Source organism: Pseudogracilibacillus auburnensis, assembly GCF_003201975.1.
GTDB lineage: Bacteria > Bacillota > Bacilli > Bacillales > Amphibacillaceae > Pseudogracilibacillus > Pseudogracilibacillus auburnensis.
This window is the reverse complement of the sequence record NZ_QJJQ01000009.1, coordinates 101,022-117,785: the sequence shown is the minus strand read 5'-3', so window position 1 is coordinate 117,785 and position 16,764 is coordinate 101,022. Positions and strand designations below refer to the sequence as shown.

14 protein-coding genes are annotated in these 16,764 nt (G+C 37.8%); 6 read left to right on the top strand and 8 right to left on the bottom strand.

Annotated features, from left to right (window positions below; translation table 11 throughout):
* Positions 1 to 107: 107 nt before the first annotated feature.
* Both DFR56_RS13060 and DFR56_RS13055 read right to left on the bottom strand, forming a co-directional pair.
* Positions 108 to 716 carry a MarR family winged helix-turn-helix transcriptional regulator gene (locus tag DFR56_RS13060; protein WP_110395897.1) on the bottom strand — a complete coding sequence of 203 codons (609 nt, stop codon included), beginning with the start codon at positions 714 to 716 and terminating at the stop codon, positions 108 to 110.
* Between the two features lie 483 nt (positions 717 to 1,199).
* Entirely contained in the window at positions 1,200 to 1,439 is a 240-nt protein-coding gene (locus tag DFR56_RS13055; protein ID WP_110395896.1) for a thioredoxin family protein, read from the bottom strand.
* Between the two features lie 259 nt (positions 1,440 to 1,698).
* Between DFR56_RS13055 and DFR56_RS13050 the strand changes: the two genes are divergently transcribed.
* A complete protein-coding gene (locus DFR56_RS13050) occupies positions 1,699 to 2,544 on the top strand; it encodes a polysaccharide deacetylase family protein (protein ID WP_110395895.1) in 846 nt (281 codons plus the stop codon).
* Positions 2,545 to 3,026: 482 nt separating this feature from the next.
* Here DFR56_RS13050 and DFR56_RS13045 read toward each other — a convergent pair whose 3' ends face one another.
* The 3 genes from DFR56_RS13045 to DFR56_RS13035 form a co-directional block, all read right to left on the bottom strand.
* Positions 3,027 to 4,370 carry a glucosaminidase domain-containing protein gene (locus DFR56_RS13045; protein ID WP_110395894.1) on the bottom strand — a complete coding sequence of 448 codons (1,344 nt, stop codon included), beginning with the start codon at positions 4,368 to 4,370 and terminating at the stop codon, positions 3,027 to 3,029.
* Between the two features lie 305 nt (positions 4,371 to 4,675).
* A complete protein-coding gene (locus DFR56_RS13040) occupies positions 4,676 to 5,536 on the bottom strand; it encodes a nuclease-related domain-containing protein (RefSeq protein WP_244916528.1) in 861 nt (286 codons plus the stop codon).
* A gap of 1,014 nt (positions 5,537 to 6,550) precedes the next feature.
* Positions 6,551 to 7,477, bottom strand: coding sequence for an AEC family transporter (locus DFR56_RS13035; RefSeq protein ID WP_110395892.1), 927 nt, complete (start codon positions 7,475 to 7,477; stop codon positions 6,551 to 6,553).
* A gap of 296 nt (positions 7,478 to 7,773) precedes the next feature.
* On the opposite strand from DFR56_RS13035, the gene DFR56_RS13030 reads away from it, so the two are divergent.
* The 3 genes from DFR56_RS13030 (at position 7,774) to DFR56_RS13025 (ending at position 9,838) form a co-directional block, all read left to right on the top strand.
* Positions 7,774 to 8,103: a DUF3870 domain-containing protein gene (locus DFR56_RS13030; protein WP_110395968.1), complete on the top strand. Its 330-nt coding sequence runs from the start codon at positions 7,774 to 7,776 to the stop codon at positions 8,101 to 8,103.
* 340 nt (positions 8,104 to 8,443) lie between these two features.
* The gene (locus DFR56_RS23720; protein ID WP_280523458.1) at positions 8,444 to 8,569 is read left to right on the top strand and encodes a hypothetical protein; all 126 of its coding nucleotides are present in this window, start codon (positions 8,444 to 8,446) and stop codon (positions 8,567 to 8,569) included.
* Between the two features lie 477 nt (positions 8,570 to 9,046).
* Positions 9,047 to 9,838 (top strand): metal-dependent hydrolase, encoded by a 792-nt coding sequence (locus tag DFR56_RS13025; protein WP_158525639.1) that lies wholly within the window; start codon positions 9,047 to 9,049, stop codon positions 9,836 to 9,838.
* A gap of 623 nt (positions 9,839 to 10,461) precedes the next feature.
* Here the strand turns inward: DFR56_RS13025 and DFR56_RS13020 are convergent.
* The 3 genes from DFR56_RS13020 to DFR56_RS13010 form a co-directional block, all read right to left on the bottom strand.
* Complete coding sequence (locus DFR56_RS13020) at positions 10,462 to 11,421, bottom strand: hydroxymethylglutaryl-CoA lyase (RefSeq protein ID WP_110395890.1); 960 nt, start codon at positions 11,419 to 11,421, stop codon at positions 10,462 to 10,464.
* Positions 11,422 to 11,603: 182 nt separating this feature from the next.
* Positions 11,604 to 12,812, bottom strand: coding sequence for a CaiB/BaiF CoA transferase family protein (locus DFR56_RS13015; protein ID WP_110395889.1), 1,209 nt, complete (start codon positions 12,810 to 12,812; stop codon positions 11,604 to 11,606).
* Positions 12,813 to 13,356: 544 nt separating this feature from the next.
* Positions 13,357 to 14,106, bottom strand: a complete 750-nt coding sequence (locus tag DFR56_RS13010; RefSeq protein ID WP_110395888.1) for an IclR family transcriptional regulator — start codon at positions 14,104 to 14,106, stop codon at positions 13,357 to 13,359.
* A gap of 420 nt (positions 14,107 to 14,526) precedes the next feature.
* Between DFR56_RS13010 and DFR56_RS13005 the strand changes: the two genes are divergently transcribed.
* Together DFR56_RS13005 and DFR56_RS13000 are read left to right on the top strand one after the other, a co-directional pair.
* The gene (locus DFR56_RS13005) at positions 14,527 to 15,576 is read left to right on the top strand and encodes a Bug family tripartite tricarboxylate transporter substrate binding protein (RefSeq protein WP_211320628.1); all 1,050 of its coding nucleotides are present in this window, start codon (positions 14,527 to 14,529) and stop codon (positions 15,574 to 15,576) included.
* Between the two features lie 61 nt (positions 15,577 to 15,637).
* On the top strand, positions 15,638 to 16,702 hold the full coding sequence (locus tag DFR56_RS13000) for a tripartite tricarboxylate transporter substrate binding protein (RefSeq protein WP_158525638.1): 1,065 nt from the start codon (positions 15,638 to 15,640) through the stop codon (positions 16,700 to 16,702).
* Positions 16,703 to 16,764: the final 62 nt, after the last annotated feature.

Below are 16,764 nucleotides of genomic sequence, written 5' to 3'. Positions count from 1 at the left end.
ACACTCTTTTAGTATAAATAATCGAGAACGATTATACAATACAATATAAGTTATCATTTTAATAGGAGTTTCCTATTATGGGTAAGAGGAAATTAACTATTTCCTTTTTAAGGAGAAGGTGTATGTTCTGGACATTCCTTAAGGGAGGCTTCATGGGAAAGATATTTTTGAATAAGGTTACAATAATGAGGAGTAGCTCCATCGTTAGCATGTGGACGGAAATGGATACAACCTAAACAAGGTTCTGCTACGACAAGATCTCCACGTTTCTCCATAACAGAAATGATCGAGCCAAGTCCAAGTTCTAATTTTTCTATCGTTTCATCTGAAATAGGTTGTAGCGCTTCTTCGAGAGAGTGCCCAAAACCTTTAATATGGGAAACGACTTCTTCTCCCTTTGATGTTAAGACGAGCAGCGTCACACGACGATCTTCGGGCTTTTGCGATTTACTCATGAGGCCCTTTTTCACAAGTCCATTGATAATTTTTACGGCCGTCACATGCGTCGTGCCAATGGAATCTGCAAAATTGCCAACAGTTGCCATCTCTCCACGTGTATAGGTAGCAAAAAGTAACGCTTGAATTTGAATAGGAGATAATCCTAAGGCATCACTTTCTGCTTGGGTCATCTTTTTTATTGCCTGGGACATGCGAAATAATGCCATCCCTATTCGGGCTGAACGTTCTTCCTTTCGACGTTTCGGGTCAAATATCATATTGATGCACACCTTCCCTTCGTATTCACTCTTTTATCTAGTTTACATGTTTGATCGAATAGATAAAAGTGCGTGTTCAAAAAGGACGATAATAAGGACCAAGAAGTTCCACTGGCTAAAAACGCCACGTCCTGCTTCTTTCGATTACTCTCCCCATCAAAAAGCCTTGGGACGTCGCGCCTTTAGCCAGTGATCAGTAAGAAAGGATTTATCCTTTCTTATCTGCCAACACAGAAATTCGATGCGTCATTTTTGTTGGACTTTTTGAACATCCTCTAAAAGTATCTTTTTAAAAAAAGGGAAGGCGCCTGGCACTGACGCCTTCTTCAACAACCTTTTCGTCGATAATACTTTCCCAAAAATAGATTAGCCTATACCAAACATACGTCTCTTAACCCTTTTCCATCTTCTTTCATTGTTCAAATTGCTATTTTACTAATGGTTTTGTTCAAATCACAAATAATTATGTCGACATGTTTCTAGTTATCCATTTTTTACATCTTCTAAACTCGCACCATAATTGATATGGTATACGTTTTGGTCAATCACTAATGCTGGAACTGATTTGATACCTGCTTTTTCAGCATCTTCAATGCGATTTCGCTCTGTTCCAAGATGGACGATTTCCGGATTAATTTTTGCTTTGTCTAGATACTCCAAGACGACTTGTTCTGCATCTACACAAATGGGACAACCCGCATGATAAAAAACTGCTCTTGCCATCTTCATCACCTCCTCGGTAAATTTTATGTAGTTATGCTACATATCTATATTATAGAGGTAGCTTTTTCCTATAACAATCCAAAATTCCCTATCATTACGATAGGAAAGCATAATAATTTTCAGAAAGGGAACATATGAATCAATCGTGTATAATAAAGAATTAGATGCTAGTTTTAGAGGATACTGCGATGCAAAAGGAATAGATTTAGTCGCGTATAATAGAGAATTAGATTCTAGTAACGGATGGGGGCTAAGCTGGATGAAACGAATGTATCTACTCATTTTCTGCTTATTATTGTTAGGGTGTAGTGAGCAAACCATCAAGGTGGCGTCTGATGTTCACGAGATGAATAGACATGTTATTCACAAAGAGGTACCACAACATGAGGTAGATTCGGAGGCCTTTTTCGTAGATTTGACTTCATTTGAACGACGTGAGCCGATGGAATGGGGAGAAAATGTTACTGCCGTGAAAAATCAGTTCCAAACGGAGGAAAAAGAAATTGCTTTAACTTTTGATGCTTGCGGAGGAGAGTATGGTAATGGTTATGACGAGGAACTTATTCATTTTTTAAGGACAGAAAAAATTCCCGCAACTTTATTTGTAAACGAAAGATGGATTCTCGAAAATGAATCCATTTTCATCGATTTAGCTACAGAGCCTCTCTTTCAAATTGAAAATCACGGTACGAATCATTCTCCCTTATCTGTCGATGGTGGAGAAGCTTGGGGAATCGCTGCAACAGAATCAGCAGAAGAAGTCTATGCCGAAATAATGGATAACCACAAAACAGTACAAGAGTTGACTGGAAAAGAAATGTCTTTATTCCGTTCTGGTACCGCATATTATGATGAGGTTGCTGTTGAACTAGCCAATGCGCTCGGCTATGAAGTCGTGAATTATGATATTTTAGGCGATGCAGGTGCGACATATTCGAGCAATCAGGTTCGAGATGCATTGCTCAACGCTGAGCCGGGATCAATCGCTCTGTTACATATGAACCAGCCCGCTAGCGGAACCGCACAAGGCGTGATTGAAGCTGTTCCATCGTTAAAGGAGCGTGGCTTTGAATTTGTGTTGTTAGAGGGGAAAAAATTGGAGTAGGATGAGTTGAGTGGAATAGGAATCTAGGATTTTAAAGGGACTTAGAATTTATTTTTACTCGAATAGAGGGATGTTTCTACTAAAGTGAAATTGCAACATTCGTTTACCATTTTGTAAAAAGGAGCGCTAACTCACACGCCCCTCCTAACTCTTTTAATCTATTGTTTCCAAATAGCATGTTTAAACCAACATCCGTATATTTCCATAGCTATTCGTTATGTAAGTATTTATTCAAAAACTCCGAACGGTATAATCCAGCTCAGTGTGGGAAAATACGGCTTCAATGCGGGAATTTTTCGAGAAAGTGCGGAAATTACCGCTTCAATGCGCAAATTTTCGAGAAAGTGCGGAAATTACAGTTTCACTGCGCAATTTTTTGAGAAAGTGCGGAAATTACAGTTTCACTGCGCAATTTTTTGAGAAAGTGCGGAAATTACAGTTTCACTGCGCAATTTTTCGAAAAGGCGTTGGAGTTTCTAAGACTATTTTTCCGCATACATTGGGATATCATAATAATATGTCGGATCGGTCAATTGCTCATATATTTCTTTTATTCTTATTGTCTGCTTTTCCGCCCAACCGATATCTGTGGCGTATTGCTTCCATTGCTGGCCCTCGCCCATTTTCGGATTCCACTTCATTTTGTAAAGTGTATTTTGGTCAAACTCATTATAAATATACCCTTCACCGATCCATGCGGCTCCGTCTTTGATAGCAGATTCGGGTGTGAACCACTTGTTTTCGTACGCCGTCTTTGCACCACATTCGAGTGGACAGCTATCCGCTGCACCAATTCCGAACATATTGTAAGTTGTTTTAATTTTTTTCAAATTTTCACGATTACTGTCCGTTACGACGACAGGTTCACCTTTTCCGTTTACCCCAACTTCCACTCCAGTTGCAAGTGCTGATGTACCGTGACCAGATTCTAATAGCGCGTGTGCGATAAGGTATGCTTCATTAATCCCATGCTCCTTACCCGCTGCTATGAACGCCTCCCCTTGTCCTTCTAAAATCCCTTTACCCTCAAGCACTGTATCAAGCTCCGATGCAGGAACATCAATCGTTGCATCAAGACGTATGTGTTGAAACAAATTTCCATCCTCACCATTCGGATCGAGTTGAACTTTTACATCTTCTGGAGTTGGAATCCGCCAACTTTTATAATACACTTCTACCCAATTGGGTTCTAGCCCAGCAATCGTTAAAGTGTCCCCTTTTTCCAATTTTCCAAAAGCGTGATTGCTCTTTGCAGGTCCTTGGCGCACCTTCGTGTTCGTCTTTACTTCAATTTGATCCGCATGGACGTCACTCGTTTGCACAAAATATGTATTTGTCTGGTAGGCAATCTTATACCATACATCACTTTCAGATCGATTATGCTCCTGCCATTCTACGGTTCCAAACCGCTCCTGTAATAATTTTGTTAATGTAAGTGGCTCTTGTTTGGACGACTTTCCAATATTTTCCTCAATGCCAACAATAAAAACAGGCGCCATTTTTGGAAAATCAAAAGCAATTTCACTTTCTAAAGAAGGTGCTGTCCTCACATTGGCTACTGGCACCGAAATTATCGGGCTGACCATTTTAACATCATTAAAATGAACATAACTAGGCTCATTTCGATAAATATCTGTAATCGGATTCGCATTCGCATTTACTTGAATATCTACCGCCTCATCAAGCGTAATGTGATAATCCGTAAATTCTTTCTCCTCATTTTTGTCCGAACGTGGCACTTCACCATCAGCAGCCACCCTTTCTAATGGTTGCCAGCTCAAAAAAATGAACATAACCACCGTTAAATGAATATATTTATTTCTCACTCTGTCATCCCCTGCTAGTAATCTAGTCCTAGAATAATAATATAGGAAAACACGGTATTTTAGTAGTAAATTTATAAAGAAAAATTTCCCTCAACTTTATGAACAGAAATTTTAAATGGTAGGGATTTAAGGAAGTGGTCTGGTTGAGAAAGTGCGGGAAAAATCAGGCTCACTGCGGAACTTTTCGGCAAAGTGCGGAAAAAGTCTCACTCATTGCGGAACTTTTCGGCAAAGTGCGGGAAAAACCTCGCTCAGTGCGGAATTTTTTGAGCAAGTACGGAAAATGTTCCGCACTTACTTCCTTTTTATTTTTTCATCCATATTTGTCTGCTTTTTTTGATAAATAGATGGGAACTTTTTATAATATGGAGTGCTTCGTGACGGTCATTTAATTGTAAAAATTCTCTACATGCTTTGTTAGTAATGGTCTTGCTTATGAGTAGTATATAATCTTGTAATCCTTTTAGGTATGCGTCTTTTGAGTATGCGCCACATTTGTAACAACGTCCTTTCCCATGTAAACGTTCCATGCCCAAGTTTTCGCATTGTTGGCAGTGAACACCTGGCAAAATTTCATTTTTCTTTATATCGAATGTTGCTAAGATATCATAATCAAAATCTTCACATTCTCGCATGATTGCACGAACCACTTTATTTTTTAGAGTAAGATTTACTATTCGATTTTTTGATATATTTTCATTCAGCTTCATTAACCTAAGTGGGATGTCATCGATATATGATACAACTTTACCTATTGTATCTTCATCTCCTTTTACATTGATGATTGTGCTAGATTCAGAGAATGCGATAAAATAGTAAATTGGAAAACTACTTATGTTACGGCTTTGCAACCATTGATGTAGATAGTATTGAATTTTTTCACCTTGCGTCAATGGATATTTGTACCCTTTCAGCGTTTTTCCATTATCTTGAACAAATTGTTTCAGGATCGTGTCAAAGGTGACAGTACCTTCGAAGCTTTTTACGTCAAGAAGAAAAATCGCAAACGGTGTTATGATGAACGAGTCAATTTGAACTTTTTTTCCAAATATTATTAATGTGATATCGCTTAAAATAGAATAATGATCTGGTAGTCCCTTGAGATGATAATCTAACTTTCGTTCCCCATGATATCCTTTAAGGTATTTTGCCGCTTGTTGCTTTATGAGTGGTAGCTTAGGGTGATTTGGAGCTAATCGAGAAATTAATGCATCTAGTTTTTGAAGTGGTATTGGTGGCTTTCGTTCGCGGATAAAGATGTTTTCACCTACTTTTTATAGCCATCATAAAGCATCTAAGTGAGTTCGTCAAAAAAGCAAAATGCGGATTTAAGGTATCTTTCATCGTGAGAAATGCTATTTTGCTCTTAGACAAAATTCCTTTTTAATACGATTCTTCCGGGGCAAAAGACAAATTTAACTATTAAAAAAGGGTTTTTTCCGTCTGGAAAATCAACCCGTCCGTTTTTCAACTAAAAAACACGACAATAAATATGCAGCTAAAGACACTGTACAAAACTGTCCCTCAAAACACGCCGAGCTCTGAAGGCGTACAAAAATAGTGGTAGATTTAGGCGCTTACGCTACGTATGAACAAATAGTGAGTCTTCCCTCATTTTAACTATGTCCTTTTCTTATGGAAAACGACTTTTTTTATTTTTAAAAAAGGCATCGTTCAGTTAATAGAGGAGTGATCCGATAAGCTTCGCTACACTCCTATAGCGAGACCACTGAAAAATTGTTTACTAGAGTCATAATGTTGATTTTCGCTTCAGACGGACGGGCAAGTGCTGAGCCGCTGTCTCGCTTTCCCGCAGAAGTCGCCGCCTCAAGCTTCAATTAGGAACATGGCACTTATCAATATCCAAGCTATACAGTGAGATCATAGCTAGAAGCTGCCGCCACTTAGATGTTTACTATCTTATTTACCGCTTTCCTACTTAATCCGCTACACACATCTCATCTTCATAATTTTCATATGTGCATCGTGTTAACTTAAAAATTTCCTGCTAAATCTATCGAATAAAATCAATATAGCACGAATGCCCTTTAATATAGCGACAGGCTTAGCGGATATGCACGATATTGCGATTCCACCATTTTCCGCATAAAAGTATCTTTCATCAGAATTTGTTCGGACACTAAGTAATAGTAAATCCGGCGTTGCACCCGTGTCACTTTTTAAGCAAACAACATCCGGCCCACATAAATAAAAAACGTTACAGTGAACGCACTCGCCAATGTTGAAAACAACACAATTTGCGCAGCTAAATCAGGATGATTTTTATACTCTTGCGCAATAACGGCACTATTTACAGCAGTCGGCGTTGAACTTGCGATAAGCAATGCTTGGGCGGTAATGCCGCTAATTCCGAAAACGAAAATCATTCCTAAAGCAACGAGCGGACCAGCGATCAACCGCAACACGAGACTAAAATAAACGGTGCCGAGTCCAGCTGTCAATTTCAACTGAGCAACTTGAGCGCCGAGCGTAAGGAGTGCGATCGCAATCATGGCGTTCGCAATATAATTTGCTGGCACCCAAATAAAACCTGGAACGCTAATGTTTAATGCATTCACGATTAGTCCACCAATCATCGCGTACATGACAGGCATTTTGAAATAAGCAAATGCAGCCTTCAGTTTGCCCGCAGACATCGATTGTAAAGAAAAAATGCCGTATGAAAAAATAAATATATTTTGAAACATTAAGACAATGACTTGAATGGACATTGCAAAGGGATCGCCACGAAAGACAAGATCATTCACTGGAACGGCATAATTACCCGAATTGAAAAAAATGATGCTATTTGTAAACGTCACTTTTTTTCCATGTTCAAGCTTTAATAGATGGGCAACGATAAAGGATAAAACATATAAAATAAATACGAATAATCCAATAAAAAAAAGCACTTTAATAAACATATTAAACGCAATTTCGGTACTCGATAATTTGACAAAAATAAATGCTGGCACGACAAAATATATATTCAAACGCGCCAAGGTTTGCACATCGAGTGAAAACTTTTTTTGTAGAATATAACCAATCGTCATAATAATAAAGACCGGCAAAATAATATCACGTAAGATCGTTATTAACTCAAGCAAAGTACCACCTTCAAATTTTTTTCTAATCCCTTTCCTCTATCATAAAGAATTTATCAGGCGAAATCTTAAATGATGAGAACTCTTCTGTTAAAATTTACATTTATTTAACATCGATTAAAATTATTAACTAAAATGGCTCGTCTATTTACAACAAATGTATCTTTTATTCTAAAATGCGTCAATCATTTTTTTATTTAGAGGGAGGGCTTATCTTTATTAAGAATAGTGATATTTGAATATTACTAATATTCTATTATAATAAATGATATCTTTTTATGAAGGAGGATTTACTATTGATGGATAAGTATAAGAATCATGTTCTTGTTGGAGGATTTGCTCAGCTTCCAAAGGGTACACCTGCATTTGAGATGCAAAAATCGATTGGTTGTATCTTAATTGTTAATCAAGATACTGCAGTAATTGAAAAGGCTACCTTTACATTTATTAAAGATTTAACGAATGACTTTATTTCTTCTCTGCTTATTGGATATTCATTAGTGGATGATATTGATGAAATATTATTAAATATGGAAAAAAAATTTTTAGTCCCTCCTCAAAAGGCAGTTGCACAATCGATTCTTTCTGCTAGAAATCGCTATATAGAAAATGCTCTATTAGAAAAATGAGTGATTTATTTTTTCGAAAAACTCTTGCGTTTCAATCGCTGTTTTCCTATACTATAATGTACATACAAATAGAACTGGCTAATCTATGGAGTGAAAGATATAGTTCTAAACTCGTCTAAAAGTAGATTAACAACCAGTAATATTTGCTTCATCTTTGCATGGCTTTTTTTCCTGCAATGATTACGCAAAATTATTGGTTTTTTGTCGTTCAGAATTTTTACGTAGATTGATTTTGACCGAATCGATTCGTTGAACAACTGCTTGTAGACGAAAGGGGGTACATGTTCTGAAACACTGTAAAAATGTAAAATTTCAATATCCGAGTAAAAGGAGGGAGGGAATGAAAAAGAAAGACTATACGCTTAACTTTGTGTTATTACCTTTAGTAAAGGAGAAGGGTGCACAACCAAGATCCGAAAGTATCATAAGAAATAAAAAAGTGGTGAAAAATCCTATTCATAAATAGTTTCCAGATAAAGCTCATGTTATATCAATCTCACTAAATATCACCTGAAATAGAAAATATAGTGTAAACTTAATTTTCTATCCATTTCTTATTGCTTATTTTTTCCAGCATGTTAAGATAGAAAGTGACAATAAAACCTCATGAAATGACAAAGAAATTTGTAAATGAAAGTTCTCGTTTTTTCACTCACATCTTAGAAAGTCTTTCCACTTATATACTTGCTCGATTGAAAACGTGGAATGTAATGATTCCACACTCTACATACTGTTAGTTGCGCAAAACTTTTTCACAAAAAAAATGACAATCAGTCGTTTAATACTGCTAAGTACGATCATTCATTGAATATAGTTGATCTTTGTCATCTTCCCTTTAAGCTTCACTTAATACTAAAAGTTTTTCGTGGTAGTTTTCAGAAGATTCTACCTGATAAGAGACGTATTTTTTTAAAAATTTATATAGAAAGAAAGGATGGTTTTTTTGAAAATTCTTAGGCTTGGTCACGCTTCTTATGTATTAAAAAGCAAGGCAGGTAATAATTATTTAATCGATCCATTTCTACACGCAAATCCTGGTTGCCCCGAACAGTACTTGAGCCCTGATTTTTTACAATCAATAAGTGCCGTATTTTTAACACATGGACATTTTGATCATACAGAAGGCTTGCAAGATCTAGTAAAAAACAATCCAGATGTACAAATCATTGCCCAATATGATTTAGGTTTAATTTTATTGCAAAACGGCTTCGAAAATGTCCAACTAATTAACATCGGTGGAAAAGTTCATTTTAGCGATATGCATGCAACAATGGTCAAGGCAAACCATTCCTCCTCCTATAATGAAATAATTGGAGCACCAATGTATGCAGGAACTGCGGTTGGGTATATGTTTAACTTTATCGACGATATGACCATCTATCATTCTGGAGACACAGCCATGATGTCCGATATGGAATTATTTCAAAAGTTCCATCAACCAGAAGTAGCTATTTTGTCGGCTTCAGGTCAATTTGTCATGGAACCGGAAGAAGCTGCCTTTGTCGTTAAAAACTTACTCGACGTCAAATACGTCATTCCAAATCATCAATTTCCAAACCACCAAACAACACCACGAAAAGAAGTCCTAGACGGCATGTTAGAAAACTTCCCTGTCATTGAAACGATGATGAATAAAGACCATAAGTTAAAAGAACTATTAGAAGACTATGATCAGACAGAAGTCGTTCTATTGAACTACGGCGAAGAAAGAGAGTTTTCATTTAGTATTAGTTAAGTGAGGTTAAATTTCCAACAAAAATAGGGAAGCCCTTGCACGATCATAGCTTTATCATGCAAGGGCTTCGTTCTTGTTTAATTAATTTTGATAGTGCATATTCTTAAGATTCAGTGCGAGAATTTTGCTGCAATTGCGGAAGTCAAATGGTCCATTTCTAAAGCATTTGTGCGATTGCGGAAGTTGAATCGTCCATTCCGGTATTGTGGATTGTCAGGATGAATTTTGGCTTTCAAGTGTAACATTCGAAAAATTCCCGTGATGGAATAGCATTTTTACGCACTTTCTTGAAAATTTCCGCACTCGGCTAGAGTTTTACGCACTTTATCGAAAATTTCCGCGCTCAGCTAGAGTTTTTCAGCACTTTATCGAAAGATTCCGCAACGAACTAGAAGTTTTACGCACTTCATCGTTCCAGTGCAGAATTCAAACATCACATGATGAACGCTTTTACGGAATTCGCTTATCTCATTACGGAATGTATACCATCCATTGCAAAAGTTCAATCGTCCACTGTCAGCAGAAATATTCCTTCACTATCTATAAGTAACTTTCCCTTTTAGTATTATTGCCTTTGCATACTATTCTACAAACATCTGAACCTTTATCATACTGGAACTCCCCTATTCCTCGACTTTTTCCTGTCCGCTCGGTGCGTCCTCATGCAAGCAAGAAGATGGTCCGGCTTTAAGCATATAGCTATCTCCTGGAACACTAATTAAATCGCGCACTTCCTTCGCCACTTCAATTAAACGATTCAAATTTGTGCCAGTCGCAATTCCCATTTCCGTTAGCATATGGGCAAGATCTTCTGTTGCGACATTTCCCGTTGCACCAGGGGCGTACGGGCAACCGCCAAGCCCAGCGATAGAACTATCGTACAGTGTGACACCCTGCTCTAAAGCAGCGAGCGTATTCGCAAGTGCCATGCCACGCGTATTATGAAAATGCATCGAGTAGGCAATATGCGGAAATACTTCCTGCAGAACTGCTAATGTGTCGTATACTTGCTTCGGATGTGCCATACCAGTAGTGTCGGCAAGTGAAATTTCGCGTACACCCATGGAATCATAGCGCCCAACTATTTCAACTAGACGCTCTACAGGTACCACTCCTTCAAATGGACACCCAAACGCAACCGAAATCGATCCCATTACTTCAATGTTATTCGCTGCAGCATAGTCAAAAATTGGTGTCTGCTTTTGTTGTGCGTCCGCGACTGTTGCATTGGCGTTTGATAAGCTATGCGAATCAGTTGCTGAAAGCATTGTTTTTACCTTTTTCACCCCAGCACCGACAGCCCGTTCTGTTCCTCGTAAATTAGGTACTAATGCTCGAACATCGACACCTTCTAGTTCATCGATGACAGTGCGCACAACCTCTTCTGCGTCTTTAAGCTGCGGAATTGCACGAGGATGGACAAAGGAAGAAATTTCTAAAGAAGAAATTCCTGTTTGGGCTAATGCACGAATTATTTTCACTTTATTAGCTGTTGGAATGAATTCCGAAATGGACTGGAATCCATCGCGTGGAGCCACTTCGCAAATTGTCACACGTTCTGGAAATTGTAAGCTTTTTCCCATGTAAAATCATCCTTTTAAAAAAGATTTTTCTTTATTTTATAAGGCGGAGAAACGAAAAAATAAAATGATTGCCGCTATGATGGAAAAAACATTTGTGAAAGTGGAACAATAATATTCCTCTCCCATAATTTCCATTTTGTGCTTTTGAACTACGTATCCGTTTAGCTTGCCTCGTAAGTTTTTTATATAATGCCTTGTTCTTTTAGTGCATTAATTTCTTCTTCTGAGAGTCCTAATGCTTCACTTAGAATTTCATTATTATGTTCACCAAGTTCAGGTGCACGGTGACGAATTGCTCCAGGTGTTTTTGAAAATTTCGGTACGATTCCTGGAACTTTTACTTTTCCTAAACGAGGGTGTTCCACCTCGACGATATTTTCACGTGCTTTATATTGTGGATCATTAAAAATATCTTCAATCGTATAAATTGGACTAACTGGAACACCTTGTGCATCAAGATTTTCCGTTAACTCTTTTTGTGTATATTGTTTAATAAAGTCGGAAACAATTTTTTGTACATCGTCGTCATTTTTTAATCGTTCCGAATTCGTATAGTAACGGTCATCTTCTAACATATCTTCACGTCCCATCGCTTTCGCTAGTCGATCGAACGTTGAATCTGTACTGCAAACGAGGACAACAAACTTTCCGTCTTTCGTTTCATACGTTCCAGCCGGGCTTGAGTGACCTGATAAACCTGGACTTCTTTCTCGAATTTTTTTATTTTGGTCGTATTCGGCAACAAGGAATTCAAGCATCCGGAAAATCGATTCATACAGCCCCATTTCAACGACTTGTCCCTCATGTTCCTCTCCAGTATCGCGATGGTATAATGCTGCAACTGCTGCGAATGCTACATAAACCCCTGTAATATAATCGAGCAATGAATACGATGGGCTAACTGGAGGACGATCCGGATACCCTTGGATTGCGGTATGTCCGCTAAAAGCAGTTCCAGGTGTCCCGAATCCAGCTTTTTCTCGATATGGGCCAGTTTGTCCATATCCAGAAACTCGTACCATCACTAGTTCTGGATTTTCCTTTTTTAAATCTTCATAGCCAAGATCCCATTTTTCCAGTGTACCTGGACGGAAATTTTCGATTAAAATATCAGATTGAGCGATCAGTTTTTTGAAGATTTTTTTCCCTTCATCTGTGCGAATATCAAGTGTTAATGATTTCTTGTTTCTGGCAAGCCCTGGCCATCTTAACGCTTCTCCATCTTTCCAAGGTCCCACTGTCCGGAGCGTATCTCCCTTATTCGGTAGTTCAATTTTTATGACTTCTGCTCCAAAATCTGCTAACAATGTTGCCCCAAAAGGTGCCGCAATCATCGTTGAAATATCTAGTATTTTTGTTCCAGTTAACGGACCAAAATTCTTTGCTGTCATCCTCATTACCTCCGTATAGATGTTGGATCGATCCAAATTAAAATGCCATTTGTACGTTGTAATAACTTTTTTTCGTACAAATGTCTTTGAACATCATTTTGATAATAAAATGATTAGTGCTCGATAAAATTAAATGGTGAAGATATTCATGTATTCGTTGACTCATCATTGTAAGTCTTTTAATAAAAAAATCGCTTGGTTGCTATTTGCACCTATTTGAAAAGTAGTGTTCGGTTATCCGAAGTTTTAACACAATACTGTCCTATCATTTATAGGCAATCCATCCGTACTACTAAGTATCGCCGGATTTTGTCGGCGTGCCTCATTTTCCGGAATGCAGTAAATTCTTCCGTCCTTACCGAATGCATTGTTAATCACACAGGCATTCCACTCTTCCACCAGTTTGCAGTCAATCCCTCCGTGTTACCGAGCGTTCACCTTTCCGCTAGACGAACTTGGCGATTTACCAAGCGGTATACAACTTTCAGATCTTCCAAGCGATTTTCCAGTCTTTCTCTACATGCTCGCCAACGCCGGTTGGCATTTAAATCGTATATCCCATATTCGTCGAAATTTCAAGGGCGGACGCGACAAGAATAGTCTTTAAATCAGTAACTTTTTTGGGATTAAATCGCTGTGCTGGCCCTGAAATCGAAAGTGCGGCAATTACTTCACCATTAATATTAAACACGGGAGCGGCAGCTGCTGATGTGCCGAGTTCTCTTTCTTCAATACTTTCAGCGTATTTTTCCATGACGATTTGATTTAATTCAGTTAAAAGTTCTGATTTGCTTTTCACCATACTTTGCTTTTCCATGACATCGTCTATAAATTTTCGTGATTGATAAGCTAATAACACTTTACCGCTTGCACCTACCGTTAATGGTAACTTTTGCCCGATTTGAATCATATGTTTCACCGATTGTAAACTTTCAAACTGTTGAATACAGACGCGGTGCTCTCCTTCTATCACGTAGAGATTTACTGTTTCTTTCACTTGATCGCGCAAACGGACCATGGCAGGTTGGGAAACTTCTTTTAATTCCATGGAACGACCGGCTGCATGACCTAAGAAATATAATTGTCTGCCGAGCCGATATTTTCCTGATGTCACTTCTTTTTCTAAAAAGTTATTTTCTTCTAATGTAGCGAGCAATCTTGTCGTCGTTGATTTAGCTAGTCCTGTTTCATTCGAAATTTCAGTAAGCGTCAACTCCTCACTGTTTTTTCCGAAACATTGTAATATATCGATTGCCCGTTGAACGGATCTAATCACTTGTGGGTTATTTTCCATTATTAACTAGTTCCCCTTTCATATTTCACATTAATGGAACTTAGTTCTGTATAATAGAACTCTAAGTCTAGTGTAAAACAATTAGAGTGCTTTTTCAATCTTTTTTATTTCTTCCTTATATACAAATTTTCTTTCCACAAAAATAAAACAAATGAACTGTATTTCTATATCCAATCTAAGGAAAAATTCCTATAATCTTTGATTTTTTTAAAAATTTCTAATGACATTCTTATTTTTTTATGTTAGAATGCTTTTATCATCAAATTCCATGTAGAAGTATATTGTTCCACACAATGGAATTTCATAAAGTCAGTAGTAAACGTTTTCAGATTTAACTAAAAAATGGAGGTGAGTTTTCTAACCGTAAATACTTATCATTATGCAAAAAAATGAATTATAATGAATAAGGAAGGTAGAGTGATGATGAATAAAGTGATTAAAAAAATTGGATTTCTATTTGCTTTACTTGCACTATTTTCTTTAGCAGCATGTGGTGGAGGTGAAAAAGACGCTAGTTCAGCGGACGATTCTTTTCCTGAAAAAGATATTACTGGTGTGATCCAGTGGGGTGAAGGTGGAGCAACCGATATTATTTCCCGGTCGCTAGCATCAATTGCAGAAGACGAACTTGGCGCATCCCTCATTATGCAAAATAAAACAGGTGCGACAGGTGCGATTGGAGCACAATATGTATACGACCAATCTGCTGATGGATATACCTTATTATTCGGAGCGGAAAACCCAAACCTTTATCAACTTTTAGGCATTTCTGAAAGGGATTACGTAAATGATTTCGTTCCAGTTTCAATTATTGGACAAAGTTACGCTGGAATCGTCGTAAATAAAGATTCAGAATTTGATACATTAGAAGATTTAGTTGCTTTTGCAAAAGATAATCCTGGCAAATTAAATATGGGAACTTCAGGTACTGGTGGTTTACCGCATGTGGCAAGTGCGATGTTAAAAAGTGAGCTTGAAACAGAATTTAATTTAATTCCTTATGATGGGGACGGCCCTCTTGCTGTTGCATTACTTGGAAAAGAAATTGATGTTACAGTGTTAGCCGTTTCAGCAGCACAGGAGTATGTAGACTCTGGCGACTTTAAAATGCTTGCCGTTCTTAATAACAGTTCATTAGACTCTATTCCTGATATTCCACCAATTACGGATATTTATTCGCAGTTTGATGCATATTTACCGTGGGGACCATTCCAGGGCATATTCGCACATAAGGATACACCTGAAGAGGTCGTTCAAAAGTTAAGTGATGCATTTGAAACAGCGCAAAATGATGAAGCCTTTATTGAAAAACTTACGAGCCTTGGCGTTGACCCGTTAAATTTACACGGAAAAGAAGCAGAAGACTTCGTAAAAGCAAACCGTTCAACATCTACTTGGATGCTGTATGAAGCCGGGGAAACAGACGTCTCTCCAGAAGATTTAGGCATTCCAAAAATTGGTGAAGAATAATAAAATACTTGAAAGAAAATGAAATCAAGTAACAATGAAAAAAACAGGGGGAAAAAACAGCATGAAGAACAAATTTTTAAAACGAACAATCCCACTTCTCGCAATTGTTATGCTAGTGCTAGCAGCTTGTGGCTCTGGTGGCGATGGGGATAAAAAGGATTCAAAAGATAGTGAAGATGCAGCGAGTTCATATCCTGAGAAAAACATTGATGGAATCATCATGTGGGGTGAAGGTGGAGCAACGGATATTATTGCTAGAACACTCGCTCCAATTGTTGAAGGCGAAATTGACGGTTCATTCGTTATGCAAAATAAAGCAGGATCGGCTGGTGCAATTGCAACGAAGTATGTAAGTGATCAACCTGCTGATGGATACACTTTATTATTCGGTGCAGAGAACCCGAACCTTTACCAAGTATTAGATATTGCTGATCTTAGTTATCAAGAAAATTTTGTTCCTATCTCAGTTATTGCTAGTAGTTATGCAGGAATTATTGTAAAAGCTGACTCACCTTTTAACACGATTGAAGATTTAGTAGATTATGCGAAAGAAAAGCCAAATGATTTAATTTTCGGTACGACTGGTGAAGGTGGGCTTCCAAGTGTTGTACTTGCAATGTTAAACAATGAATTAGGTACTGAATTTAAAACTGTTCCATATGATGGAGAAGGTCCTGTATCAACTGCCCTTTTAGGTGGCGAAGTGGATGTGACATCTGTAACAGTTTCAGCTGCACAAGAATATGTTGAGTCTGGAGATTTCCGTATGTTAGCAGTTGTGAACGATGAGTCAATCGAATCACTTCCAGATGTACCAGCTGTTACAGACGCTTATCCAGAGATCGGAAAATATTTACCGTGGGGTCCTTTCCAAGCAGTATTTGCACATAAAGATACTCCAGCTGATGTCGTTGAAAAATTATCAGCATCTTTCCAAACTGCAGTAGAATCAAGTGATTTTAAAGCTACTTTAGAAAGCTTAGGAATGGAATACATGAATATTAGTGGACAAGAAGCAATTGATTTTGTCGACAAAAACCGTTCTACTTCTGCATGGATGTTATATGAAGCAGGCGAAACGAAAGCATCACCAGAAGAATTTGATATTCCAAAAGTAGAAGAATAAAAAAATGTGGAGAAGCTCGCTTTAGGGCGGGCTCTTCTTTATTTTCATTGTAAGATATTCTG

What these genes read in the sequence shown, in the direction of transcription:
- DFR56_RS13060 (WP_110395897.1), bottom strand. Translation starts at nt 716, where the DNA reads ATGATATTTGACCCGAAACGTCGAAAGGAAGAACGTTCAGCCCGAATA.
- DFR56_RS13055 (WP_110395896.1), bottom strand. Translation starts at nt 1,439, where the DNA reads ATGGCAAGAGCAGTTTTTTATCATGCGGGTTGTCCCATTTGTGTAGAT.
- DFR56_RS13050 (WP_110395895.1), top strand. Translation starts at nt 1,699, where the DNA reads ATGAAACGAATGTATCTACTCATTTTCTGCTTATTATTGTTAGGGTGT.
- DFR56_RS13030 (WP_110395968.1), top strand. Translation starts at nt 7,774, where the DNA reads ATGGATAAGTATAAGAATCATGTTCTTGTTGGAGGATTTGCTCAGCTT.
- DFR56_RS23720 (WP_280523458.1), top strand. Translation starts at nt 8,444, where the DNA reads ATGAAAAAGAAAGACTATACGCTTAACTTTGTGTTATTACCTTTAGTA.
- DFR56_RS13020 (WP_110395890.1), bottom strand. Translation starts at nt 11,421, where the DNA reads ATGGGAAAAAGCTTACAATTTCCAGAACGTGTGACAATTTGCGAAGTG.
- DFR56_RS13015 (WP_110395889.1), bottom strand. Translation starts at nt 12,812, where the DNA reads ATGACAGCAAAGAATTTTGGTCCGTTAACTGGAACAAAAATACTAGAT.
- DFR56_RS13010 (WP_110395888.1), bottom strand. Translation starts at nt 14,106, where the DNA reads ATGGAAAATAACCCACAAGTGATTAGATCCGTTCAACGGGCAATCGAT.
- DFR56_RS13005 (WP_211320628.1), top strand. Translation starts at nt 14,527, where the DNA reads ATGATGAATAAAGTGATTAAAAAAATTGGATTTCTATTTGCTTTACTT.
- DFR56_RS13000 (WP_158525638.1), top strand. Translation starts at nt 15,638, where the DNA reads ATGAAGAACAAATTTTTAAAACGAACAATCCCACTTCTCGCAATTGTT.